This is a genomic window from Lutibacter aestuarii (genome assembly GCF_042676885.1).
GTDB lineage: Bacteria > Bacteroidota > Bacteroidia > Flavobacteriales > Flavobacteriaceae > Lutibacter > Lutibacter aestuarii.
In genome coordinates this window covers 78,367-102,776 of the sequence record NZ_JBHTIC010000005.1, presented here as the reverse complement: position 1 = coordinate 102,776, position 24,410 = coordinate 78,367, and the positions used below count along the sequence as shown (strand labels likewise).

Sequence of the window (24,410 nt, the reverse complement as noted above, 5' to 3'; positions counted from 1 at the left end):
ACTTTAAAGTGCTTTTTTTATTTTACAATACAAACTGAATTGATGTTGCCATCATAATCAAATTCTTTTACAGGATTGTTTGGGTCTACCATCCAATAATCATCAACAATAAATTTGTAGTGATATTTACCTCCAAAAAGTTTTAAGGTATATTCCCAACCATTTTCGGTTTTAATCATTCTATACTTATTTTCATCCCAATCATTAAATGATCCAGATAAAATGACTTTTTTTGCATTTAAGTTGGTTTTTAAATGAAATGTTACCCATTTATAAATTTTAATGATAGAGTTATAACCATCAAATTCATTTCTTTTTTTTAGGTTGTTTGAAGGATCTTCCATCCATTTACCATCAACAATAAATTTGTATTCGTATTCTCCAGGTTTTAATTGTAAGGTTAATTCCCAACCATCATCAGTTGGAACCATGTTAAAATAATCTTCATTCCACTTGTTAAAAGTTCCAGATAAAATAACATTGTGTGCATTTTTAAAACCTTTTAATTTAAATGTTGCATTTCCATTTTCATCAACATAAGCGGTTGTAAAATTAAGATTATAAACATTCAATTTTTTTCCATTTTTTGTTGCTCTACTAATATTTACAATATCTTTACTAGGCTCTGCCCAATAATAGTTATTAATCACAAATTTGAATTCCCAAGAAAATTCATCAGTAAAATCTTCGATTTTTTTTCTTAATTCGTAGCTGTTTTCACTTATCTTAACCATTCGCCATTTTTTTAATGACCAATTATTAAATTCTCCCGCCACTACTACACTATTTATATCAATATCTTCAAAGTCTTTTTCAGCACCAAAATTATTATTAGTTACTTTTTTATAGTCTCTTTTATCAAAAGAAAATACAATTTCATCTCCTTCAATTCTATAACCTTTAACCTTGCTGTTTTGAGCAAATGTTGTTGTAGTTATAAAAACTAAAAATAAAATGATTATATGTGCTACAGTTTTATTCATTGAGTTATTAAAGGATAATTTATAAAATATAGCTTCTCTTTTTGATAATTTATAATTGTTCTTTTGTACTTAAAAAATTCATAACCTAAAATTCCATCTAATTGAACTCCAAAAGCTTCTTGCATTTTTGAAAGGTTTGTTAAAATGGTTTTCATAGGGCCTAAATATACTGTTTTACTTAGTTTTAATCGATGCAAATTTCCTGCCAAAACTTCAATTTGTTTATTGCTTGCGCCAGCTAAATTAATTCGTTTTTTTGGAACAAAATGCTTTAAAACTTTTTTATTGACACTTTTGTTGATTTGATTAAACTCTGCAGCGGTATCTAATCCTAGTTTTAGATTTTGACTATTAATAGAACCATTTACTACAATAGTATGTTTTTTTAGCTTAAAATCGATGCTGTCAACAATTTTTTCTAAATATACTTTAGGATCTAATTTATTTCCATTTTTATCAACCTTTGTTAAGGTAATTTGGTTTAAATAAAGGTCAATAAAAATTTCATAATCTTTTAAAATACTGTAACCAATAATACCTAAAAGGTGCATTTTCTTACTTTTTTCGATATGTGATAAATCAATTATATCAGAGTTTTTATCTTTTAAAGAAAAATGTAATAAATTAAATTCACTAAGCTTTTTTTGAAGAGGATTATCGAGGCTGTTTAAAACACCTGTTGTTTCCACTCTTTTTTTGTTGTGCCCATATTGAGAAGGAAAATGCACTTTATTTAATATTAAATTTTGTGATCCTGTATCTATAATAAAGTTCCCTTTTTTGTTTAATACATTGGCTTCAACTACAATTAAATGATCAATTAATTTAAAAGGAATACGTGCAGTATATTTATTTAGAATTTCAGCTTTTGGAAAAACCAACTTATCGATGTCACTTGCAAAGCTAGTTGCATTTATAAATGACAAAAAAAGAATTAATATGATTTTTGTTTTGGGCATATTTTCAAAATAAATTTGAGATAAACAATTGTTCATAAATTGAGAAAAGCCTCTAAAATGCAAGTTTAGAGGCTTTGTAAAAGGTTATTAGTTAACTAATTCAAATAATTATAATATCCTTTTAATATTTTTCAAAACTTTTTACAATGCTATATTTTAAAAACGAGCTAAAGTATGTTTTGTGACAGCTTATTTGTTAAATAAAGGTTAATTAAGTATTAATTATATAAAGCCACCACTATTTTGAGCTTCGTTTTTGTCTCTAGTTTTGCGGCCTTTTGCTTTATTTTTGCCACCACCAAACCTGTACATAAATCCTACATAGGCTGTTCTACTTTCCCAATTGAATTGTCCCGATTGTGGATAAGGGTTTTCTGAATCAAATTTGAATTTCATTCCTTCAAAAATATCATTAACTCTTAAGCTAATTGTTCCTTTTCCTTTTAACACATTTAAGCTAGCTCCAGTATTAATCATCCACATTGGATCTACTTTAAATTGAATAGATTCGCCACCACCTCTATACATTGTAAATAGTTGAAAACGAAGATTTTTACTAGCAGTAAAGCTATTGCTTAATCTAAAGTTTAATGAATTATTGGTAACTTCAACTTGTTCACCGTTAGCTAAACCACTTTCTTTTTGCGTATATAAATCAAAACTTGCATTTGTTCTCCACCATTTAGCAATTTTATAATTTGAGGATACTTCAAATCCATATCTGTCGTTACTTTCGGTATTGCTAAAAGATAATTCAACTTTGTCTTCATCTAATGGGTCAATATTTAAAATTCTATTAATATTATCATTTACTCTTCTATAAAATGTTCCTATGGTAAAGGAGCCTTTATTATGCTGTTTGGTATAATTAAATTCATAAGAATTTGTAAACTGAGGTTTTAAATTTGGATTCCCTACAGAAGTAATTAATGGAGTGCTCCATTCTCGAATAGGGTTTACTTGACCAATAGATGGGCGATCAACTCTTCTGCTGTAACTTAATTGAAATTGGTTTTTATCACTTGGATTATAGGTAATAAATGCAGATGGATATACCGAGAATATTTCATCAGAATATTTTAAAGTTTCAGCCCCTTTTACAAAAGTTCCATCTACTTCATATTGTTCAAAACGCGCACCAAGTTGTATGGCTATTTTATCAATTTTATGGTTGTAGTTTATGTATGCAGAATATATATCTCTATTATAATCAAATGAAGTAAAGTCTTTAGATTTTGTTTCATACCAACCATTGCCATCGTCAATCAATTCTCCATTAGTATCATATATAAACTCATGTTGAGTTGTAACATTACTGTTATTTGTTTCGTTATATCTGGCTTCTAGTCCAAGCTCTAGCTTTGAATTTTCAGACAATGGATTTGTATAATCAATATTATAGAGTTTTGAACTTCTTTCATTTACTATTTTGTCATCATAATTTGTAGTTAAATCATTTGGACGAACTAACTCGTTGTAATTGGCAGCTTCAGGGCTTTCAGAATCAGAAAAGTTAGCTTCAAACTCTAAATTGTGCCCTTTTTTGTTAAAATCAATTTTATAGTTAAAATTATAGGCTTGTGAGTCCGATTCACCATCAACAATCATCTTACTATTACTGTTTAAGTTGTTGTTAAAGGTTACATTAGTACCACCATTAAACAAGTTATCGGTCATATTTTGAGTAGTATAAAATGAAAAAGTATTTTTATCATTAAAGTAAACATCAGCACCTACTTTTAATAAATGAGATGCTCTATCATCAAGCATTTGAAAATTTTGAACTGAATTATTATCAGAACGTCTAACAACTCCATAATTTTCTCTTTTTCCATCATTAAAACCATAGTTAGCAAAAAAGTTCACTTTACCTGTTCTAAAATTCATGTCCATTGAGCCGTTAAATCGGTTGTTTTCACCCATAGTTAAGCCTGTATTAACTGAACCGTTAAATCCTATATTTGAATTTTTATGTAAAACAATGTTTATGATACCACTCATTCCTTCTGGATTGTATTTAGCTGAAGGATTGGTAATTAATTCTACACTCTTTATGGATGTTGAAGGGATTTGTTTTAGTAGCTGAGATGCATCTATATTAGTAGGTTTTCCATCAACTAAAACTCGTACGTTTTCATTGCCACGTAAGCTTATATTTCCCGTTTGACTATCGACGGATACGGACTGAACGTTATTTAATAATTCAGAAGCAGTGGTACCTGCTGAAGTTAAATCTTTTCCAACATTAATTACTTTTCTATCTATTTTTTGTGATACGGTTGAAGTTTCGGCAACAACAACAACTTCATTTAATTGTGAAGCTTCTTCTTTTAATTGGATTGTTCCTAAATCAATTTTTGAATTTAAACGAGTGATATTAATTTTTTTTTCAATTGTTTTATATCCAATAAATTGAATTTCAACGGTGTTTTTACCTTCTGAAATTTGTTTAATTAAAAAAGTTCCTTTGTCATCTGTTATGCCTCCTGTTACAGATTTGTTTAATGCATCTTTAACAACAATAGTAACATATGGTAAGGCATTTTGTGTGTTAGCATCTACAACCTTACCGCTAATGGTACCAGTTCTTGGGTTAGCGTTGGAAGGTATTTGAGCAAATGCAGTTATTGAGAATATAAAACTGCATAGTAATACTATATTTTTCATGTTTCTTTAATTGAGTTAGTATATGCTTAAATAAATTTATAAGGAATTGAAACCGAATATCGTCTTCTGGTATTCCAATTATTTCTTTTTGAGGAGTTCATTATTTCAATTTTTTTTGTTCTTAGTTTTAAAGTATTCATAATGTTGATATTGTTAGTTTGCATTGACAAATATATAATTAAATATAGTACTATGTAAAACAAAGTACTGTTTTAAGTTTTTTTTAACATAATTAGTTGATTATTTTATGACCTTAAACGTGATGCTTACCTTAGCTTCTTAACAGACTCCATATTTTAAATTATGTTACTTTGTTTAACAAACTTTAACTAATTTTAACAAATGATAAAAAAGACTTTGGTTTTAGGAGCTTCAAAAAATGCTAATAGATATTCTAATTTAGCGATACATAAATTAGTTGACAATAATATTGAAACAGTTGCTGTTGGGAAGGAGGAAGGCTACGTTAACGAAGTGAAAATTTACTCAAATGTTAAAAATTTTAAGGGCATTCATACAATTACTTTGTATTTAAACAAAATGCATCAGTTAAGTTATTATCAATATATAATTAATCTAAAACCGAAAAGGGTTATTTTTAACCCTGGAACAGAAAATATTGAATTGGAAAAATTGTTAACAGAACATAACATCAAATTTGAAAAAGCCTGTACTTTAGTATTGTTAAGTATTGGTGAGTTTTAGTTTATTTCAAATATTTTTCCTGATTCTGCTAATTGGGTATTCTCATAAATTGTATCGGCTTCTATTTTGAATTCTTCAATATTTTTATACCTACCGCTATAATGTCCAATAATTAACTGTTTAGCATTAGCTTGTTTTGCTATATTAGCAGCCTGTAATGCTGTAGAGTGTTTTGTTTTTAAAGCTAGCTGCTTTTTACCTTCTAAAAAAGTAGCCTCATGATACAAACAATTTACATTTTGTATTATGGAAACTATTTTTGGAAAGTAAGCAGTATCGCTACAATAGGCGTAACTTTTAGGTGGTATAGGGTTAAGGGTTAGCTCTTTATTTTTAATAATTGTACCGTTTTGAAACCTAAAATCTTTGCCATTTTTTAAATTCTGAAAATCACAAACCTCAATTTCTTTATACTTGGAAATTTGTTCCATATTTAGCTTTCGTTCTCCTAATTTTTCTTTAAACAAAAAACCATTAGTGTAAACTCTATGATCTAAAGGAATGGTAAAAACTTCAACTTTAGTGTCTTCAAAAATGAGTTCACTGTTTTTGGATGTTAATTCATGAAAAAGTAGAGGGTAATTTGTCCAAGAATTTGAGAGTTTTAATTGCAGTGTAATTATTTCTTTAATTCCTTTAGGACCATAAATATGTAATTCAGTTATTCGGTTTAATAATCTAAAAGTAGAAATTAAACCCACTAAACCAAAGAAATGATCTCCATGTAAATGGGAAATAAAAATATGTTTAATTTTTGAAAATTTAACTTTAAATTTTCTTAGTAAAACTTGGGTACCTTCTCCGCAATCAATTAAAAAGTGATGATTTTTAATTTCCAAAAATTGAGAAGTAGGGTGAGTATTTACACGAGGAGTTGCTGAGTGGCAACCTAAAATGGTGAGTTTTAAACTCATCTAATAACTAATCTTTTGGATATAATTTCTGAATCTGTTTGTAAAGAATAAATATACATTCCTTTCCTTAAATCATCTCTTTCAAATTCAATTGAATTATAGCCTGTTTTTGCATTAATTTTTTTAAAGTATACAGTTTTACCTAATAAATTTTTTACAGTAAATTCAATAATTTGAGATTGTGAAGATTTAAAATTGATTCTAGTTCTTACATTAAAAGGATTTGGGTATGCAGAAATTGATGAAAGGGTAGTAGGAGGCTCTTTTTGAATAACTGCAGTATTTTGTTCTCCGTTTTGCTGCGCAAACGAAAAAGAAAAGATACATAAGAAAGTTATTAAAAGTAGTTTTTTCATCAATAAGCATAAGGTTTTTAAAATCCTAAATCTCGTTCAATGGCATCCATTTCTATAATATCAATAGCTTCATTAAATGTTGGAGCCACACTAATTTCTTCTGGAATTTCATCAATATCAATTCCATTACAAATCATAACAAAACTTGTGCCGTTCTCTTTATGACGTACACTTAAATCCAAAAATAATAATAATTCTTCAATTTTTGTGTTAATTTTATCTGAAAAATCTATTATTAAATGTTCTTCAGTAAAATTAGCATACTTATTTTTAAAATTTTCTAGAAAATTAATTACAGAATTTTCAGATGGTTTGATGAGTGTATATTTTTCAGTTTTTGAAATTTCCATAACTATTTGTGTTGTATTTGTTGAGCTAATAAATAAATGACTGCCATACGTATAGCTACACCATTTTCAACTTGGTTAAGAATAATAGATTGTTCTGCATCGGCTACATCACTTGTTATTTCTACCCCTCTATTTATAGGACCTGGATGCATAATAACTATATTTTTATCAATAGAGTCTAATAATTTTTTATTAATTCCAAATAATTGTGAATATTCTCTTGTTGAAGGGAAATAATTGATTGCCATTCGTTCATTTTGAACTCTTAAAACATTAGCTACATCACACCATTCTAAAGCTTTTTTTATGTTGTACTCTACTTGTACCCCTAAGCTTTCAATATATTTTGGTATCAATGTTTTTGGACCACAAACTTTTACTTCTGCTCCTTGTAATTTTAAAGCATAAATATTGGAAAGTGCAACTCTAGAATGTAAAATATCTCCAACAATAACTATTTTTTTACCTGTTACATCTCCTAACTTTTCTCTAATTGAGTAGGAATCTAACAGTGCCTGTGTTGGATGTTCATGAGTTCCATCACCGGCATTAACTATACGTGCATTCACATGTTTTGATAAAAAATCACAAGCACCAACATTTGGGTGGCGCATAACAATTAAATCAACTTTCATTGATAAAATATTGTTTGCAGTGTCAATTAAAGTTTCCCCTTTTTTTACAGATGATTGACTTGCGGAGAAATTTATAACATCGGCAGATAAACGTTTTTCAGCTAATTCAAATGAAAGTTTAGTACGAGTACTGTTTTCAAAAAATAAATTGGCAATGGTAATATCTCTTAGTGAAGGAACTTTTTTTATAGGTCTGTTAATTACTTCTTTAAAGTGATCAGCAGTTTTAAAAATTAAATCAATATCAGCTTTATTTAAATGTTTTATTCCTAAAAGGTGTTGTACGCTTAACTGACTCATGTATTTAGTTATTTATAATGTATACGGCATCTTTACCGTCTTTTTCTTTCCAATTAACAGTAACTTTTTCTTCATTTATAACATCAACCTGCCTTCCTCTGTAATCAGGTTGAATAGGTAAATGTCTACTAAACCTTCGATCAATTAAAACCAACAGTTCTATATCACTTGGTCTTCCAAAAGATTGTATAGCTGTTAAAGCTGCTCTAATACTTCTACCCGAAAACAAAACATCATCTATAAAAACAACATTTTTATCTTCTACAATAAAATTAATATTGGTTTTGTTAGCTTCTAAAGGAGCTTCTCGTCTTCTAAAATCATCTCTGTAAAAAGTAATGTCTAATTGTCCAGATTTTATATTAGAAATGTGATAATCATTTTTTAAAATAGAGACTAAACGCTCTGCTAAATAAATGCCTCTTGGCTGAATTCCAATTAGCACTGTGTTTTCAAAATTATTATGATTTTCAATTAACTGACAAGCCAATCGATGTAAAATGATATAAATTTCCTTTGAGTTAAGTAGTATTTTTTTACTCATGGTAGTACCAAACATTGTTTGGAATACAAATATAAAGCATTTTGTTAATTAATTTGTTAAAAACATTTAGAAGTTGTAATCAATTTTGATGTTTAGTTCTTGTACTTTTATTCCAGTACTAATTTATAGCTACTTCTTTATGTCTTTAACTCCAAAAGAAAATAATATTCCTTTATCAAAATTTGAATCTATGCTTAAAACCAATAGTGTTTATTTTTTTGATTCAGCAGAGTTTGAAGAGATTATACATTATTATTTAGATTCTGGTAAAAATTCCTTGGCTAAAAAAGCAATTGCTTTAGGTTTAAAACAACACCCAAACTCTATTACATTAAAATTATTAAAAGCAGAATTGCTAATATTTGAAAGTAAAACAAAAGAAGCTACTTTATTGCTAAAGGAATTACAGGCTATTGAACCTACCAATGAAGAAATTTATGTACAACAAGCAAATATTTTTTCTAAAAATGATGAACATGAAAAGGCAATAACATCATTAAAAATAGCATTGGCATATACTGATGATGAAGCTGATATTTTAGCGTTGATAGGAATGGAATATTTATTTTTAAATAATTTTGATGAAGCTAGATTTCACTTTGCTAAATGTTTAGAAGTAGATTTTGAAGATTATTCTTCGCTTTATAATGTAATTTATTGTTTTGATATGGAAGGGAAACATACTGAAGCAATAACTTATTTAACTAAGTATATTGATGAAGACCCTTATAGTGAAGTTGCTTGGCATCAATTAGGACGTCAATATTTTATACTAGAAAATTATAAAGAAGCACTAAGAGCTTTTGATTATGCAGTTTTAATAGATGAGCATTTTGTTGGAGCTTATTTAGAAAAAGCTAAAACCTTAGAGCAATTAAATAAGTATGAAGAAGCCATTGAAAATTATAAAGAAACATTAAAATTAGATGATCCAACTTCATTTGTGTTTCTAAGAATAGGTGAATGTTACGAAAAAATTGATAATGTAAAGTTTGCCATTGAGTATTATAAAAAAGCAGTTCATGAAGATCCTCTTTTAGATAAAGGATGGATGGCAGTTACCAATCTAAGTTTAAAAGAAAAAAGATATAGCAAAGCATTATTTTATGTTAAAAAAGCTATTGAAATTGATGACCAAAATCCGTTGTATTGGAGAAAATATGCAGAAATTAATTTAAAATTAAACTATTTTGAAGAGGCAGTAACCGCTTTTGAAAAATGTATTTTATTGCAAGATTTTGACATTTCAATTTGGGTTGGGCTAAGTGATGTTTTATGTTTTTTAGGAGAGTTTGAAGATGCTTTAAAAAATTTGTTAAAAGCTAAATCTTTTTTCCATGATTTTGCAGAAATTGAATACAGGTTAAGTGGTTTGTATTTTAAATTTAACAATTCTCATAAAGGAAAAATTCACCTAATTAATGCTTTAACTATTGATTTTGAATACCACACAGTAATAAAAGAGTTATTTCCGGAGGTTTACAAAATGAAAGAAGTCAAGGATATTATAACTCAATACAAAAAAACTTCATTATAAAAATGTTACATTTGCTCAATAACTTTTAAGAGCTTATGCAACAAAGAAATCTGTTACAATATTTAATTATTTCATTAAAAGGAATCGCTATGGGTGCTGCTGATGTAGTGCCTGGAGTTTCGGGTGGAACCATTGCGTTTATTTCAGGTATTTACGAAGAACTATTAACATCAATAAGTTCCATAAATTTAAAAACATTAAGAGTTCTTAAATCTGAAGGCTTAAAAGCTGTTTGGAAAACAATAAATGGAAATTTTCTAATTGCTCTATTGATTGGTGTTTTTATAAGTATTGCATCTTTAGCCAAATTGATTTCTTGGTTGTTAGAAAACAAACCAATACTTGTTTGGTCATTCTTTTTTGGTTTAGTATTGGCAAGTATTTTGTATATAGGAAAGCAAATTACACGTTGGAATTTGTTGACTATTTTTTTGTTTATTGTAGGTGCTCTGATTGCTTATTATATAACAACTTTACAACCTTTAGTAACAGAAAATTCTTCTCCACTTTTTATATTTTTAGCTGGATCAATAGCAATTTGTGCAATGATTTTGCCAGGTATTTCTGGCTCTTTTATTTTAGTTCTATTAGGTGCCTATAAACCAGTTTTAGATGCCATTCATAATAAAGATTTCAAACTACTGGCAATTTTAGCCACTGGAGCAATAGTTGGGTTGTTATTTTTTTCCAAAATTTTAAAGTGGTTATTCAATCATTATAGAAATTTTACTTTAGCAATATTAACAGGTTTTATTTTGGGATCCTTAAATAAAATATGGCCTTGGAAACAACCATTAACGTGGCGTTTAAATTCTCATGGTGTAAAAGTTCCTTTTAATGAGCAAAGTATTTTGCCTTCTTCTTATGAAGGAGAACCTCAAATAGCAATGGCAATAATTTTAGCTGTAATAGGCTTTTTAGTAATTATTTTATTAGAAAAATTGGCTAAAGTTTCATCAAAAAAGTAGTTATGGCTAGGGAGCGTAGTTTGTTAGATAAATTTTTCCTTTTTATTAAAGGATTGTCAATGGGGGCAGCAAATAAAGTTCCTGGCGTATCTGGAGGTACAGTTTCTTTTGTATTGGGCTTTTATGAAGAAATGATTTATTCATTCAAAAAAATAAATTATAAGGCTTTATTACTACTAATTAATGGAAGGTTCAAAAGTTTTTATTATTACACAAATGCAACTTTTTTATTGTTAGTTTTTGGAGGCAGTATGTTTAGCTACTTTAGCGTATCACTTGTTCTTGATTATTTACTGCAAAGATATGAGTTGTATGTTTGGAGCTCCTTTTTTGGAATGATATTAGGTTCCATTTATTACATTTCAAAAGATTTTAATAATTGGAAAACTAGAAATATTGTAGCTATGATTATTGGAATTTCATTAGGAGTAGCTATAAGCTTTATGAACCCAGCAAAAGAAAACGACAATTTATGGTTTGTATTTGCCTGTGGTATTATTGGTGTTTCGGGGATGACTTTACCAGGTTTATCAGGGTCGTTTATTTTAATTTTATTAGGAAACTATGTATTGTTATTGGTCGACTCTGTAAATATGTTATTTAAAACCATTACTGAAATTTTTACAGGTGATTTCAGTTTTATGGATAATGATGAAAGAATTAGGTATTTAAAAATTATAGGATCATTTACTGGAGGTTCAGCCTTTGGGTTGGTGTTCACCTCACATATTTTAGGTTATGTTTTAAAACGTTGGCATCAAATAGTATCAGCAGTTATTATTGGGTTTATAGCAGGATCTTTAGGAATTGTTTGGCCTTGGAAAAAAGTGGTTTATAAAGTAGTTGATGGTAACGTTTTATTTGACGCAAATGGAAACGAAGTAATTGAAAATTATACCAGATACTTTCCTGACTTTACAAACAAAGAAACTTGGATAGCAATTTTATTTGTAATAATTGGTGCAGGAATTATTTTGTTAATTGATAAATACGGTTCAGAAAGGAAAGAATACATAGATGAATAAAAGAATTAAATTTGGGTTGTTAGGAAAAAATATATCCTACTCATTTTCAAGAAAATATTTTACTGAAAAATTTCAAAAATTAGGACTTAAACCTTATAAATACTATAACTTTGATATTCCAGAAGTAGAAGAATTCCCTTTTATTTTGTACCATAAAGAACATGAGTTTAGAGGGCTAAACGTAACCATACCTTATAAAGAATCAGTAATTAAATACTTAAATAAAATTGAATCTAATGCAAAAGAAATTGGAGCAGTAAATACAATAAAAATTACTGATGAAAATAAATTAATAGGGTATAATACAGATTTTTATGGTTTTCAAAAATCGATAGAACCTCTTTTAAAAACTCATCATAAAAAAGCTCTAATTTTAGGAACCGGAGGGGCGTCTAAAGCTGTTGCTTATGCCTTAAAAATGATGAAAATACAATATAAATTTGTTTCAAGAAAACTAGCTGAAAACAGGTTTTTATATACTCAACTTAATGAAGATATTTTAAAGGAATATACAATTATAATTAATTGTACACCTATTGGAACTCATCCAAATATAGATGATGCACCCAAAATCCCATATCATTATTTATCCTCAAATCATTTATTATATGATCTAATTTATAACCCTGCAAAAACTAAATTTTTAAATGAAGGAGAAAAAAAAGGAGCAGTAATAAAAAATGGACTTGAAATGCTCGAATTACAAGCCGAAAAGTCATGGGAAATATGGAATTCATAAAAAGAATTACGTAAATTTACGCAACTGTTAAAGCAACTTAACATCTTAATTAAGAAATAGGATATCATAAGATTTGCTATTTTGAAAATTATTATTTAATATAATTAAACGAACCTTAAACATTTTTATATGTTAGACGAGAACAACAAATTACCGGCAGAAGAAAACAATTCAACTTCAAAAACAACTGAAAATTTAAATGATGAAAAAGCAGTAGTAGAACATGCTGAAAACACAAAAAGTAAGCCTATTGCTGTAGAAGACAATGTAACAAAAGAGCCAGAACCTACCATAAAAGAAGGAGCTGGTACTAACAATAAAGCAGTTGATGAAATTGAGAGTAAAATTGCGGAAAGTTCAGAAAATGATGATGAAACTGCAATTGAGCATAAAGACTATTCTAAATTAAGTTTAGAAGATTTAGTTGCTGAGTTAGCTGTACTTGTTAAAGAACACAAGGTTCAAAGTATTAGTAGCAACGTAAATAGTATAAAAAACAGTTTCAATGTTAAGTTTGGAGAACTTTTAAAAAAAGAAAAAGAAAAGTTTTTAGCTGAAGGTGGTAATGTTGTTGATTTTCAATATAACAACCCTATAAAATCTACCTATAATAGTATTCTTTACGATTATAAAATTAAACGTAATGAATATTATGCACAACAAGAAAGTAAGTTGAAACAAAACTTACAAGCTAAGTTAGATTTAATTGAAGAATTAAAGCACTTAATTGACAATGCTGATGGAGCAACAATGTATAAATTATTTAAAAATATACAGGATAGATGGCGAGAAATAGGTCCAATTCCAAGAGCAAAATATAACGATACTTGGAGAACCTATCATCATCATGTAGAACGGTTTTATGATTTATTGCATTTAAATAATGATTTAAGAGATTTAGATTTTAAACATAACTTTGAAGAAAAATTAAAACTTGTTGAAAAAGCAGAAGAATTAGCAGAATTGGATGATATTAATTTAGCTTTTAAAGAATTACAAGTATTGCATAAGATGTGGAAAGAAGATATAGGCCCAATTCCACGTGAACATAGAGATGAAGTTTGGGGGCGTTTTAGTGAAGCAACCAAAAAAGTACATGACAAACGTCATGATTTCTTTAAAGAATTAAAATCTAAGTTTGAACAAAATATAGATAAAAAACTAGAAGTCATATCCGAAATTGAAAATTTAGATTTCTTAAGTAATAAAACTCGATCAGATTGGCAAAAGAGTATTAAAGAAATTGAAAAATTACGTAAAAAGTTTTTTGAAATTGGTCAAGTTCCAAGAGCAAAAAGTGATCAAATTTGGTCTAAATTTAAGCAAGCAACTAGAAAATTTAACAGTGCAAAAAACAAGTATTTTAAAGAAGTAAAAAAAGCTCATTTAGAAAATTTAAATGCCAAAAAGTTACTTATAGAAAAAGCAGAATCTATTAAAGATAGTGAAGATTGGGACGTTGCCACAGATATCATGAAGAAGATTCAAGCAGATTGGAAAAAGATTGGTCATGTGCCACAAAAATATTCCGATAAGCTTTGGAGGCAATTTAAAGATGCTTGTAATCATTATTTTGATAGACTGCACTCTAAACAAGATGCTGGGAATAAAGAGCAATTAGAAGTTTTTAATAAGAAGAAAGAACTATTAACAGAAATTAAAGAATCTGCAGAATCTAAAGATGAGATTACTTTAGACGAACTTAAAGATTATGTGAATGATTGGAGAGAATTAGGTAGAGTTCCCTATGAAATGCGTCATGTTGAGGTTAAATTTAATAAATTGTTAGATAAAATTGTTGATTCAACTGATATTGATAAGGAAGAGGTAGAGATGATTAAGTTTAAAAACCTAGTGAATGGTTATTTAGAACAAAAAGATTATCGTAAATTGGATTCAGAACAATTATTTGTTAGAAAAAAGATTGATGAAATTGTAAGAGAAATACAACAGCTTGAAAATAATATTGGTTTTATTTCAAATGTAACTGAAGACAATCCTTTAGTTAAAAATGTAAGAGATAATATCAATGTCTTTAAAGAAAAGCTTGAAATTTGGAAAGCCAAATTAGAATATCTAAAAAGAATAGATTATTAAAAAAATAGAATTAAAAAGAAAGAGCCTCTAATTAGAGGCTCTTTCTTTTTAATTTTGTATAAAATTGGTGGATACTTCAATTTTTACTTCGCTCCAAGTTTTTGTAACTCCATCTGGTCCAGTATGTAGATCTTTGCATGCTTCATTTAAACTAATTAAAGCTTCTTGAGCTTGCCAATTATCAACATTCATTTCAGCATTAATTACTACGTTATTTTCACTTAAAACAAAAGTAATAGGCAAAGTATGGGTAATCCCATTCATATTTAAATCAACTGTACCAGTGTTTTGATTTGTAGTATGAACTGTACCTGAAAGAAAGGTGGTATTTTTCATAACACCAAAAAAGAATTTTTTTAATTTTCCATCTCTAATAGTATCTTTTGTAAATAGACTGCTTACGGGAATTTTAAATTTGATTCCATCTAAAGCTTCTAGAGGTGTTGAAGCTTTTTTTGAATTTTCAATTGAAAACTCAGTAAACTGGCCTTTCACAGGTACTTTATCTGTTGTTTTAAATGCAGTCCAATTTATAGTAGATGTTTCAGTTGCTATTGAATAACTTAATTCTTCTTTTTTCACTTCTTTTTTAGGAGCTTCTTTACAAGAATAAATTAAGGTAATTGCCAATAGCATACTTAGTATTCGTATTTTTTTCATAATTGTTAATTTTAATTAGTAGTTATTTTAGATGTTTATTTACTAGTTGAATGTATTTTATTTTTGCTTCATCTTCTGTTAGATGGCTAAGTTGAATCCAAGCATTTAGTTTAAACGCATTTCTAAGCTGAACATTGCCAGATGGTCTTTCATAATTATTCCCTTTTATTGCTTGTTTATAATATGCATAAAATTGAAGCATTACATCTGGTGGTAATTTAATTTTTGTAGTGGATGCTATTTTGTAAGCTTTTTTAAATTCAATATCTAATTCTTTTCCCATTAGCTTGTATTTATAAATAACTATAAAGTAGCAATTATTTGTTCTCCTCCTTTTACTTTATCATTCAAATTTACATTAATTTTAGTGTTTAAAGGTAAAAAGATATCTACTCTAGATCCAAACTTTATAAATCCTGCATCAGATCCTTGAAGTACTTCCATAGATGGTTTAGCGTAATTGACTATTCTTTTAGCTAAAGCACCCGCTATTTGTCTGTATAATACTTCACCAAATTTTTTATTTTCTACAACAATTGTAGTTCGCTCATTTTCTTCTGAAGCTTTAGGATGCCAAGCTACTAAATATTTTCCTGGGTGATATTTGCTAAACTTTACTTTTCCACTCATTGGATACCTTGTTACATGTACATTAAGTGGAGACATAAAAATTGAAATTTGTATACGCTGGTCTTTAAAATATTCTTTTTCAAATACTTCTTCTATTACTACTACTTTACCATCAACAGGTGCAACAATAGTAGAATCGTTAATATTAGTGGTTCTTTTAGGATTTCTGAAAAATTGTAAGATAAGTATATAAAATATTAACAAAGTAGCTGCCAATAATTTATTTAACCAATTTATGGAAACAACATTTTCAATAGCGATAATACCTATACCAACAATAAATGTTGCAATTAAAATTATTTTAAAACCTTCTTTATGAAACATAATTATTGAATTACTTGTAAGTATATAAATATGAATGGTGCTGCAAAGATAACACTATCAAACCTATCTAAAAAACCACCATGTCCAGGAATAAAGTTACTACTGTCTTTAACACCCGCTTGTCTTTTAAACATAGATTCTATTAAATCTCCTAATACGCCAAAGATACTCACTATTCCTGCAATTACTATCCATTGAATAAGTGTATGACTATCAAATTGACTTGCCAAAACAAAGCTAGCTATAAAGGTAAAAACCATTCCTCCTATAAAGCCTTCAATAGTTTTATTAGGAGAAATACGTTCTAATAATTTTCTTTTCCCAAAATTTTTACCTACCAAAAATGCAAATGTATCATTTGTCCAAATTAGAATAAAAACGCCTAAAATAGTAGTGTTTACATAGTTAAACCTTGCATTTAAAAAAGGGATTTGAACAATTAATGTAAAAGGTACAACAATATAAATTATGGATAAGAATATTTTTCCTAAATGACTTATAACTTCTTCTTTTTTAGCAAATAAGATAGATGCAAAAGTTATAAAAATGGTTAAAAATAATGCAACACCAACATATTCAAAAATAATTCTTGAGGGTAAGTCATCGACATTTAAAATGTTTCCAAAAATAAATAATAAGGTTCCAATTAAATAAGGAAAAACACTTTTAAGTTGTATCATTTTCTTAAACTCATACAAACAAAACATCATCATTATAAAGAAAAGGCCAATAAATGTTATTTTACTGTATAATATGGAAAATATTAAAACACTAACAAAAATAAAACCTGAGAGTGCCCGTTTTAAAAGTTTCTTCATAAACTATAGGTCTTCAAAAAGTAACAAATATAAGTTTTTTGCATTGGTATTTCCATAACTCATAAAGTCATCTTCTTTGGAATTAGGATTGTAATTTTTTATTGCGCTAATATTATTAGGAATATTACCTTGATAACGCGTTTTAATTCCTGTTAAACTTTCACCTTTGGTATTTACCAATTGGCTGGTTGTTGCATAAACAATAAAATTATCAGATAATTCTGATATTTTAAGCTCTTTTAATTGGTTTGAAGAAAATAAAATGCTTCCATTTTCGGCAATTAAATGCTCACAACTCACAAAAAATGGCAGTTCTCCATTTAATTTGCTTGTTGTTTTGACGTTTATGGTTTTAATTAATTTCAGTAAATCACTTTCATTACAAATTATTGTATCCCAAGAATTTTCTTGAATGATATTTTTTAAATTTAAAGAGACTTCTTGTAAGGTAGTACAATATAAAAACTTACCACTATTTTTGATGAAATTTTTGACAAAAATTTGATCAATGGGTAAGTTTTGAAAATCTGAACTATCTTCTTTAGTTTCCTTTGGTTTAGGAGTATTAAATAACTTTTTAAAAAAACTCATTAACTTTTATTGAATAAATTCAAAATTATAAAAAACTAATGAATTTACTCTTCTGTTTCTAATGAATTTTCAGAATTGGTTTCAGTGGTCGTTTCTTTAGGTTCTACTTCAAAAGCTCTTTTACCAAAAATAGTTTCTAAATCTTTTTTGAAAATAACTTCTTTTTCAAGTAAAAGTTCAGCAAGTGTAATTAATTTATCTTTATTATCACTTAAAATTTGAATGGCTCTTTGATATTGAATTTCAATAATTTGAGAAATTTCTTTATCAATTACTTGAGCAGTTTCTTCGCTATAAGGTTTTGTGAAATTATAATCAGATTGTCCAGAAGAATCGTAATAAGTTATATTTCCTATTTTATCATTCAGTCCATATACTGTGACCATTGCTTTTGCCTGTCTAGTAACTTTTTCTAAATCGTTGAGTGCTCCAGTTGAAATTTTATCAAACATTAATTTTTCTGCAGCTCTACCAGCCAACGTAGCACACATTTCATCTAACATTTGTTCAGCTTGAACAATTTGACGTTCTTCAGGTAAATACCAAGCAGCACCTAATGATTGTCCTCTAGGTACTATGGTAACTTTTACTAATGGAGCCGCATGTTCTAACATCCAACTTGCCGTTGCATGACCAGCTTCATGAAATGCAATAGTTTTCTTTTCTTTAGGTGAAATAATTTTATTTTTCTTTTCTAATCCACCAACAATTCTATCTACAGCATCTAAAAAATCTTGATGATGTACTGCTTTTTTTCCTTTTCTTGCAGCTATTAAAGCAGCTTCATTACATAAATTAGCAATATCTGCACCAGAAAAACCAGGAGTTTGTTGAGATAAAAATGAAATATCAACATCTTTATGAAGTTTAATAGGTTTGATATGAACTTTAAAAATTTGTTCACGTTCTTTTAAATCTGGTAAGTCTACATAAATTTGCCTATCAAATCTTCCTGCACGCATTAATGCCTTATCCAAAACATCAGCTCTGTTTGTTGCAGCTATCACAATAACATTGGTATCGGTACCAAAGCCATCCATTTCAGTTAATAATTGATTGAGTGTATTTTCTCTTTCATCGTTTCCACCTGTAATATTACTTTTACCACGCGATCTACCAATGGCATCAATTTCATCAATAAAAATAATTGAAGGGGACTTTTGCTGTGCTTGTTTAAATAAATCACGAACACGAGATGCTCCTACACCTACAAACATCTCAACAAAATCAGACCCAGAAAGTGAGAAAAATGGTACACCTGCTTCACCTGCTACTGCTTTAGCTAATAAAGTTTTACCCGTTCCAGGAGGGCCAACTAATAGTGCTCCTTTTGGAATTTTACCTCCTAATGCAGTATATTTATCAGGGCTTTTTAAAAAGTCAACAATTTCTTGAACTTCTTCTTTTGCTCCTTCTAAACCTGCTACATCTTTAAAAGAAGTTTTTACTTTTTGATCTTGATCAAATAATTTAGCTTTAGATTTTCCTATGCTGAAAATTTGGCCACCGCCACCTCCAGCACCACCACCAGACATTCTTCTCATAAAATAAATCCATAAACCAATTAAAAATATAAATGGTAAATAAATAAATATTTGTTCTAAGAAGTTTGTTTTTTCTTCATATTTAAGATCAAAATCTAAGTTATTTTCACTCTTTTTAATGTTTAATTCTTTTTCAAAGTTTTGTAAATCACCAAAATTATAATAATACATTGGTGTATTAATTGAGTATAGAGAGGTTTTATTTTTTTTGTGTTTTTCTTTTTCTAAGGCATCACTTTTAATAAATATATTGGCAATATCTCTATTAACAATTAGTATTTTATCGATATCTCCTTCAGTTAAAATGGTTTCAAACTCATTCTGACTTAAGTTTTTTGAAGATAAGCTTCCACTATTAAAAAACTGGTATCCTATAAATAATACCAAAACAATTCCGTACACCCAGTAAAAGTTAAACTTTGGAGGCTTTATATTTTTATTTGTTGTATTTTTTTTATTCTGACTCATTTTTTTCTTTAATTACAATAAGTTAAAATTTTAGTTGTTTGAAGTTATGGTGGTAATTTTAGCATCTCCCCATAAGCTTTCAATATCGTAATATTCACGAGTTTGTCTTTGAAAAACGTGTACTACAACATTCACATAATCTAACAAAACCCATTCACTAGTGTCTTCACCTTCAACGTGCCAAGGTTTTTCTTTTGTTAACTTGCTTACTTGTTTTTGTACAATACCTGAAATGGCATTTACATGTGTATTAGAAGTACCTGTACAAATTACAAAATAGTCGCAAACCGTATTTTCAATTTCTCTCAAATCTAAAATTTGAATATCTTCACCTTTAATTTCATCTATTGCTTTTAAAATTGCCGCTATTAAGTCGTCTGTACTTACTTTTCTTTTTGTCATTAATATTTTTTTTATTCGTTACAAAGTTATTATTTTTTTATCATAAATTGTTATTTAAGTAACTTTGTTAAAATTATAAATTACAAATGAACATAATCAAACTTAGTGCCATTGATTCTACAAATTCATACTTAAAAAAGTTAGCACAAAAAAGTGATTTAGATACTTTTACGGTTGTTGTTGCAGAACATCAAACTGAAGGGCGAGGTCAAATGGGAACTAACTGGGTTTCTGACTATGGTAAAAATCTAACATTCAGTATTTTAATAAAATTTAAAGAATTTGAAATTGCTTATCAATTTTATTTAAGTATGGCGGTTTCATTAGGTTTATTAGAGGTGTTAAAAAAACGAGTTGATGTGTCATTGTTTATTAAGTGGCCAAACGACATATTGGCAGAAAACGACAAAGTAGCTGGAATTTTAATTGAAAATGTGTTAAAGGGAAATTTTATTAGGCAATCTATTATTGGTATGGGAATTAATTTAAATCAAGAATTATTTCCAAAAGACATTGAAAATGTGACTTCTTTAAAAAATATTTCTGGAACTCATTTTAATGCAGATCAATTATTAAATAAAATTGTAAACTCAATTAGCTATTATGTTCAATTTATTGAGAAAAAGGAGTTTGTATTTTTGAAAAAACGTTATATGAAAACTCTATATAAATTTCAAAAACCATCGATGTTTGTGGATGCTAACGATGAGTTATTTTTGGGTAAAATTATAGATGTTGAAGAAAGCGGGATGCTAATAATTGAATTGGAAAACGAAACAACTCGCAAATTTAGTTTAAAGGAAGTAAAATTTGCGAGCCGTTAAAATTATTTAAAATAAATGCTTAAATTTTTGAAGCATTGTCGGTTAATGTATCAATAAATTTTTGAAGTGGTCCTTTTACCATCATCGCCATCATTGGATTAAAATCACCTTCAAATAATAATTGTGCTTCACAAGAACTTTCAGTTACATCGGTAATTGTAGCTGTAAGTGAAAAGTTTAATTTACTACTTGCCGCTCCTAAAACAATTTTGTCAAATTCTTGTTTTTCTTTGATAACTAGTCTAATTTCCGGCATTCCTTTTAAACCAAAAATAAAGGAATCTCCATCCACTTCAAATTTAGTTTTATTTTCAGGCATTAGCTGTTCAAAATTTTCAAGATTGGTTAAAAAATTGAAAAAATCTTTTTGAGATCTTGGGATGATAGTTTTTTTAGTTTCTAAGTTCATAACGTTATTTTATTGATTCCATTTGCTTGGATTTTCTCTCCAGTTTTTAAGTGTTTCTAACTCACTAGATGATATGTAATTGCTATCTAAAGCTTGCTCAAGTAAATATTCATAATCACTTAATGTAGTTAAATTTACGTTGGCATTTTCAAAATTTTCATCAGCAATTTTAAAGCCATAATTAAAAATGGCCACCATTCCTTTTACATTAGCACCTTCTTCTTTTAATGCTTTTACGGCATTTAAACTGCTTTTACCAGTACTAATTAAATCTTCAATAACAACAACATTTTTACCTTTTTCTAAAAAACCTTCAACTTGATTTTTTCTACCATGACTTTTAGGTTCAGGTCTAACATATACAAAAGGTAAGTTTAAATGTTGTGCAACTAAAACTCCAATAGCAATGGCACCAGTAGCAACACCAGCTATTACATCGGGTTTACCATATTCTTTTTCAATAATATTCGCCAAATTTTCTCTTAGATAATTTCTTATTTTAGGAAAAGAAAGCGTTGTTCTATTATCGCAATATATAGGCGATTTCCATCCAGAAGCCCAAGTAAATGGGTCGTTTGGTTGTAGCTTGATAGCTTTTATTTGTAATAAAAGTTCAGCAGTTTTTTTTGCAGTATCTTTGCTCATAATCATAATGCAAATGTATAAAGTTTTTGTGAATGACTGTCCAATATTTTTGACAGAAAATAATAATATTTCAACAAACTATAAGAAGGTAAAGTTTAATCTTACTGAAATTAAATCAATTATAAATGATTTATTTCAAAAGAAATTATCAGGTATTTATTTAATATGTGATCATTTAGAAAATGATTGGAAACAGTTTCAATCGTTGTTTAAAATTCAAAAAGCCGCAGGAGGAAAGGTATTAAACATAGAAAATGAAGTGTTGTTTATTTACAGATTGAATAAATGGGATTTGCCAAAAGGAAAATTAGAAAAAGGCGAATCTATTGAACAATGCGCTATTAGAGAAGTTGAGGAAGAATGTGGAATTTCTAAGCTTACAATACAAAATCCATTAGAAACTACTTATCACATTTTTGAAAGAAAAAATAAGATAATTTTAAAAATTACGTATTGGTTTTTAATGAGAACCAGTTTTACAGGAGAACTTACCCCTCAAACTGAAGAAGGAATTAAAAAAGTAATTTTTAAAAATAAAGTAGCAGTTAATGCTGCATTACATAATACTTATGAGAATATTAAGTTGTTGTTTTAAGTTGGTTTAAATTACCTTTTTGATTATTAAGTAATAAATAGTTAAAAACTTAGCTAAATTTAATTCATTACCTTTGCCGCTTTTTGAAAATTAAAATTATGACTGAATTTATTGAGAAAAGAGTATCAAATGTAAGAAATGATGTTTTATCTGGCATAACAGTAGCTTTAGCTTTGGTTCCAGAGGCAGTAGCGTTTGCATTTGTTGCAGGAGTAGATCCATTAGTCGGTTTATATGCTGCTTTTATAATGGGGTTAATTACTTCAATATTTGGTGGGCGTCCAGGTATGATTTCAGGTGCTACAGGTGCTTTGGCAGTAGTGATGGTAACTTTAGTTTCAGAAGGAAATGCAATGGGAGATCCCGGAGAAAATTTAGGGTTATATTATTTGTTTGCCACGGTTATATTGATGGGAATAATTCAAATTTTAGCAGGTGTTTTAAAGTTAGGTAAATTTGTCCGTTTAATTCCACATCCAGTAATGATGGGTTTTGTTAATGGTTTAGCTATTGTAATTTTCATTTCTCAATTGGGGATGTTTCAAAAAACAATTGAAGGCGAAAAGACTTGGTTGCAAGGAAGTCAACTGTATTTAATGATTGGGCTAGTAGCTTTAACAATGTTTATAATGTGGGGATTGCCAAAAATTAGGCAAGCTAAAAAATTACCTGAAGCATTAATAGCAATTTTAGTAGTTAGTACCATAGCTATTCTATTAAAATTTGATGTCGCTACTGTAGGTTCTTTTATAAGAGATGGTGGAGGAACAGGATTAAAAGGAGGCTTTCCAACATTGAAATTAGAAACCTTTTCTAAAATTCCATTTACTTGGGATTCTATTGTTTTCATTTTTCCTTATGCTTTAATTTTAGCAGCTATTGGATTGATTGAATCTCTTATGACTCTAAATTTAATTGATGATTTAACCGAAACAAGAGGAAATGGAAATAAAGAGTGTGTAGCACAAGGAAGTGCAAATATAGTTACTGGATTGTTTGGAGGTATGGGAGGTTGTGCCATGATTGGTCAATCAATTATCAATATTAAAGGTGGTGGAAGAGGAAGGCTTTCAGGGATTGTAGCTGCCGTGATGTTGCTGTTGTTTATTTTATTTGGAGCTGAATATATTGAGCAAATTCCGATTGCGGCTTTGGTTGGAGTAATGTTTATGGTTGTTATTGGTACATTTGCTTGGAGTAGTTTTAGAATTATAAATAAAATTCCTAAAACAGATTTATTTGTTCTTATTTTGGTATCAACATTAACTGTGATTTTTGATTTAGCGATTGCTGTAATTGCAGGGGTAATTGTTAGTGCATTGGTTTTCTCTTGGGAAAATGCCACAAGAATTAGGGCGCGAAAAAGAATGAAAGATGATGGTACAAAAATTTATGAAATATGGGGTCCTTTATTTTTCGGATCAATTTCTGCATTTAATGAAAAGTTTGATGTAAAAAATGACCCAGACGTTGTTGAAATAGATTTTATTGAATCTCGTGTAAGTGATCATTCAGCATTAGAAGCTATTTTTAATTTGGTTGAAAAATATGAAACAGCTGGCAAAAAAATTCATTTAAAACATTTGAGCGAGGAATGTAAAGAATTGTTGTATAAATCCAATCCAAAATTTCAAGAAGTTATTGAAGAAGCAGTTGACGATCCCCGTTACCATTTAGCAGCAAATCCAGAAAAATTTACAAAAGGACTATTTGAAAAATAA

Annotated in this window: 26 protein-coding genes; 9 read left to right on the top strand and 17 right to left on the bottom strand. The window is 28.4% G+C overall.

Translation table 11 applies throughout. The features are described from left to right. Positions 1 to 17: 17 nt before the first annotated feature. From ACFQZW_RS03005 to ACFQZW_RS02995, 3 genes are all read right to left on the bottom strand, one after another. Positions 18 to 983 (bottom strand): hypothetical protein, encoded by a 966-nt coding sequence (locus ACFQZW_RS03005; protein ID WP_298264453.1) that lies wholly within the window; start codon positions 981 to 983, stop codon positions 18 to 20. Beyond that, the gene (locus ACFQZW_RS03000; RefSeq protein WP_372802028.1) at positions 980 to 1,942 is read right to left on the bottom strand and encodes a hypothetical protein; all 963 of its coding nucleotides are present in this window, start codon (positions 1,940 to 1,942) and stop codon (positions 980 to 982) included. Before ACFQZW_RS03000 ends, ACFQZW_RS03005 begins: the two co-directional genes overlap by 4 nt. A gap of 222 nt (positions 1,943 to 2,164) precedes the next feature. Next, positions 2,165 to 4,609 (bottom strand): TonB-dependent receptor domain-containing protein, encoded by a 2,445-nt coding sequence (locus ACFQZW_RS02995; RefSeq protein WP_386781446.1) that lies wholly within the window; start codon positions 4,607 to 4,609, stop codon positions 2,165 to 2,167. Positions 4,610 to 4,951: 342 nt separating this feature from the next. Between ACFQZW_RS02995 and ACFQZW_RS02990 the strand changes: the two genes are divergently transcribed. Beyond that, complete coding sequence (locus ACFQZW_RS02990) at positions 4,952 to 5,314, top strand: CoA-binding protein (protein WP_298264457.1); 363 nt, start codon at positions 4,952 to 4,954, stop codon at positions 5,312 to 5,314. On the opposite strand, the gene ACFQZW_RS02985 is transcribed toward ACFQZW_RS02990, so the two are convergent. The 5 genes from ACFQZW_RS02985 to pyrR are packed head-to-tail and all read right to left on the bottom strand — an operon-like array spanning position 5,311 to position 8,413. Further along, positions 5,311 to 6,228, bottom strand: a complete 918-nt coding sequence (locus ACFQZW_RS02985) for a ribonuclease Z (protein ID WP_298264458.1) — start codon at positions 6,226 to 6,228, stop codon at positions 5,311 to 5,313. The two genes, ACFQZW_RS02990 and ACFQZW_RS02985, sit on opposite strands and share 4 nt — an antisense overlap. Continuing rightward, a complete protein-coding gene (locus tag ACFQZW_RS02980; RefSeq protein WP_298285587.1) occupies positions 6,225 to 6,584 on the bottom strand; it encodes a T9SS type A sorting domain-containing protein in 360 nt (119 codons plus the stop codon). The genes ACFQZW_RS02985 and ACFQZW_RS02980 overlap by 4 nt, the downstream gene beginning before the upstream one ends. 17 nt (positions 6,585 to 6,601) lie before the next feature. Beyond that, the gene (locus ACFQZW_RS02975) at positions 6,602 to 6,934 is read right to left on the bottom strand and encodes a hypothetical protein (protein WP_298264462.1); all 333 of its coding nucleotides are present in this window, start codon (positions 6,932 to 6,934) and stop codon (positions 6,602 to 6,604) included. 2 nt (positions 6,935 to 6,936) lie between these two features. Further along, the gene (locus ACFQZW_RS02970) at positions 6,937 to 7,869 is read right to left on the bottom strand and encodes an aspartate carbamoyltransferase catalytic subunit (protein ID WP_386781445.1); all 933 of its coding nucleotides are present in this window, start codon (positions 7,867 to 7,869) and stop codon (positions 6,937 to 6,939) included. A gap of 4 nt (positions 7,870 to 7,873) precedes the next feature. Beyond that, on the bottom strand, positions 7,874 to 8,413 hold the full coding sequence (pyrR, locus tag ACFQZW_RS02965; protein ID WP_298264578.1) for a bifunctional pyr operon transcriptional regulator/uracil phosphoribosyltransferase PyrR: 540 nt from the start codon (positions 8,411 to 8,413) through the stop codon (positions 7,874 to 7,876). 139 nt (positions 8,414 to 8,552) lie between these two features. Here pyrR and ACFQZW_RS02960 point away from each other — a divergent pair, with 139 nt between their 5' ends. The 5 genes from ACFQZW_RS02960 to ACFQZW_RS02940 all read left to right on the top strand — a co-directional run bounded on the left by ACFQZW_RS02960 (position 8,553) and on the right by ACFQZW_RS02940 (position 14,779). Next, positions 8,553 to 9,950: a tetratricopeptide repeat protein gene (locus ACFQZW_RS02960; protein WP_298264580.1), complete on the top strand. Its 1,398-nt coding sequence runs from the start codon at positions 8,553 to 8,555 to the stop codon at positions 9,948 to 9,950. 35 nt (positions 9,951 to 9,985) lie between these two features. After that, entirely contained in the window at positions 9,986 to 10,918 is a 933-nt protein-coding gene (locus tag ACFQZW_RS02955; RefSeq protein WP_386781444.1) for a DUF368 domain-containing protein, read from the top strand. Positions 10,919 to 10,920: 2 nt separating this feature from the next. Next, positions 10,921 to 11,943, top strand: coding sequence for a DUF368 domain-containing protein (locus ACFQZW_RS02950; protein ID WP_386781443.1), 1,023 nt, complete (start codon positions 10,921 to 10,923; stop codon positions 11,941 to 11,943). Next, on the top strand, positions 11,936 to 12,682 hold the full coding sequence (locus ACFQZW_RS02945; RefSeq protein ID WP_386781442.1) for a shikimate dehydrogenase family protein: 747 nt from the start codon (positions 11,936 to 11,938) through the stop codon (positions 12,680 to 12,682). The genes ACFQZW_RS02950 and ACFQZW_RS02945 overlap by 8 nt, the downstream gene beginning before the upstream one ends. 129 nt (positions 12,683 to 12,811) lie before the next feature. Further along, entirely contained in the window at positions 12,812 to 14,779 is a 1,968-nt protein-coding gene (locus ACFQZW_RS02940; RefSeq protein ID WP_298264468.1) for a DUF349 domain-containing protein, read from the top strand. Positions 14,780 to 14,827: 48 nt separating this feature from the next. Here ACFQZW_RS02940 and ACFQZW_RS02935 read toward each other — a convergent pair whose 3' ends face one another. From ACFQZW_RS02935 to rsfS, 7 genes are read right to left on the bottom strand one after another with little or no spacing between them, the layout of a single operon-like run. Beyond that, on the bottom strand, positions 14,828 to 15,439 hold the full coding sequence (locus tag ACFQZW_RS02935; protein WP_298264469.1) for a YceI family protein: 612 nt from the start codon (positions 15,437 to 15,439) through the stop codon (positions 14,828 to 14,830). A 22-nt stretch (positions 15,440 to 15,461) separates the two neighbouring features. After that, complete coding sequence (locus ACFQZW_RS02930) at positions 15,462 to 15,722, bottom strand: acyl-CoA-binding protein (protein WP_298264470.1); 261 nt, start codon at positions 15,720 to 15,722, stop codon at positions 15,462 to 15,464. 20 nt (positions 15,723 to 15,742) lie between these two features. Then, positions 15,743 to 16,393, bottom strand: coding sequence for a phosphatidylserine decarboxylase family protein (locus ACFQZW_RS02925; protein WP_298264472.1), 651 nt, complete (start codon positions 16,391 to 16,393; stop codon positions 15,743 to 15,745). Positions 16,394 to 16,395: 2 nt separating this feature from the next. Further along, on the bottom strand, positions 16,396 to 17,211 hold the full coding sequence (locus ACFQZW_RS02920) for a phosphatidate cytidylyltransferase (RefSeq protein ID WP_298264473.1): 816 nt from the start codon (positions 17,209 to 17,211) through the stop codon (positions 16,396 to 16,398). Between the two features lie 3 nt (positions 17,212 to 17,214). After that, on the bottom strand, positions 17,215 to 17,802 hold the full coding sequence (locus tag ACFQZW_RS02915; RefSeq protein WP_298264474.1) for a hypothetical protein: 588 nt from the start codon (positions 17,800 to 17,802) through the stop codon (positions 17,215 to 17,217). 44 nt (positions 17,803 to 17,846) lie between these two features. Continuing rightward, complete coding sequence (gene ftsH, locus ACFQZW_RS02910) at positions 17,847 to 19,814, bottom strand: ATP-dependent zinc metalloprotease FtsH (RefSeq protein WP_298264476.1); 1,968 nt, start codon at positions 19,812 to 19,814, stop codon at positions 17,847 to 17,849. A 30-nt stretch (positions 19,815 to 19,844) separates the two neighbouring features. After that, positions 19,845 to 20,216 (bottom strand): ribosome silencing factor, encoded by a 372-nt coding sequence (gene rsfS / locus ACFQZW_RS02905; RefSeq protein ID WP_298264478.1) that lies wholly within the window; start codon positions 20,214 to 20,216, stop codon positions 19,845 to 19,847. Between the two features lie 86 nt (positions 20,217 to 20,302). On the opposite strand from rsfS, the gene ACFQZW_RS02900 reads away from it, so the two are divergent. Beyond that, complete coding sequence (locus ACFQZW_RS02900) at positions 20,303 to 21,040, top strand: biotin--[acetyl-CoA-carboxylase] ligase (RefSeq protein ID WP_386781441.1); 738 nt, start codon at positions 20,303 to 20,305, stop codon at positions 21,038 to 21,040. Positions 21,041 to 21,059: 19 nt separating this feature from the next. Here ACFQZW_RS02900 and ACFQZW_RS02895 read toward each other — a convergent pair whose 3' ends face one another. Together ACFQZW_RS02895 and pyrE are read right to left on the bottom strand one after the other, a co-directional pair. After that, a complete protein-coding gene (locus tag ACFQZW_RS02895; RefSeq protein WP_386781440.1) occupies positions 21,060 to 21,449 on the bottom strand; it encodes an SRPBCC family protein in 390 nt (129 codons plus the stop codon). A 9-nt stretch (positions 21,450 to 21,458) separates the two neighbouring features. Further along, positions 21,459 to 22,100 carry an orotate phosphoribosyltransferase gene (gene pyrE / locus ACFQZW_RS02890; RefSeq protein WP_298264483.1) on the bottom strand — a complete coding sequence of 214 codons (642 nt, stop codon included), beginning with the start codon at positions 22,098 to 22,100 and terminating at the stop codon, positions 21,459 to 21,461. A gap of 7 nt (positions 22,101 to 22,107) precedes the next feature. Here pyrE and ACFQZW_RS02885 point away from each other — a divergent pair, with 7 nt between their 5' ends. Beyond that, the gene (locus ACFQZW_RS02885; protein WP_372801426.1) at positions 22,108 to 22,689 is read left to right on the top strand and encodes an NUDIX hydrolase; all 582 of its coding nucleotides are present in this window, start codon (positions 22,108 to 22,110) and stop codon (positions 22,687 to 22,689) included. A gap of 98 nt (positions 22,690 to 22,787) precedes the next feature. Next, complete coding sequence (locus ACFQZW_RS02880; RefSeq protein WP_372801428.1) at positions 22,788 to 24,410, top strand: SulP family inorganic anion transporter; 1,623 nt, start codon at positions 22,788 to 22,790, stop codon at positions 24,408 to 24,410.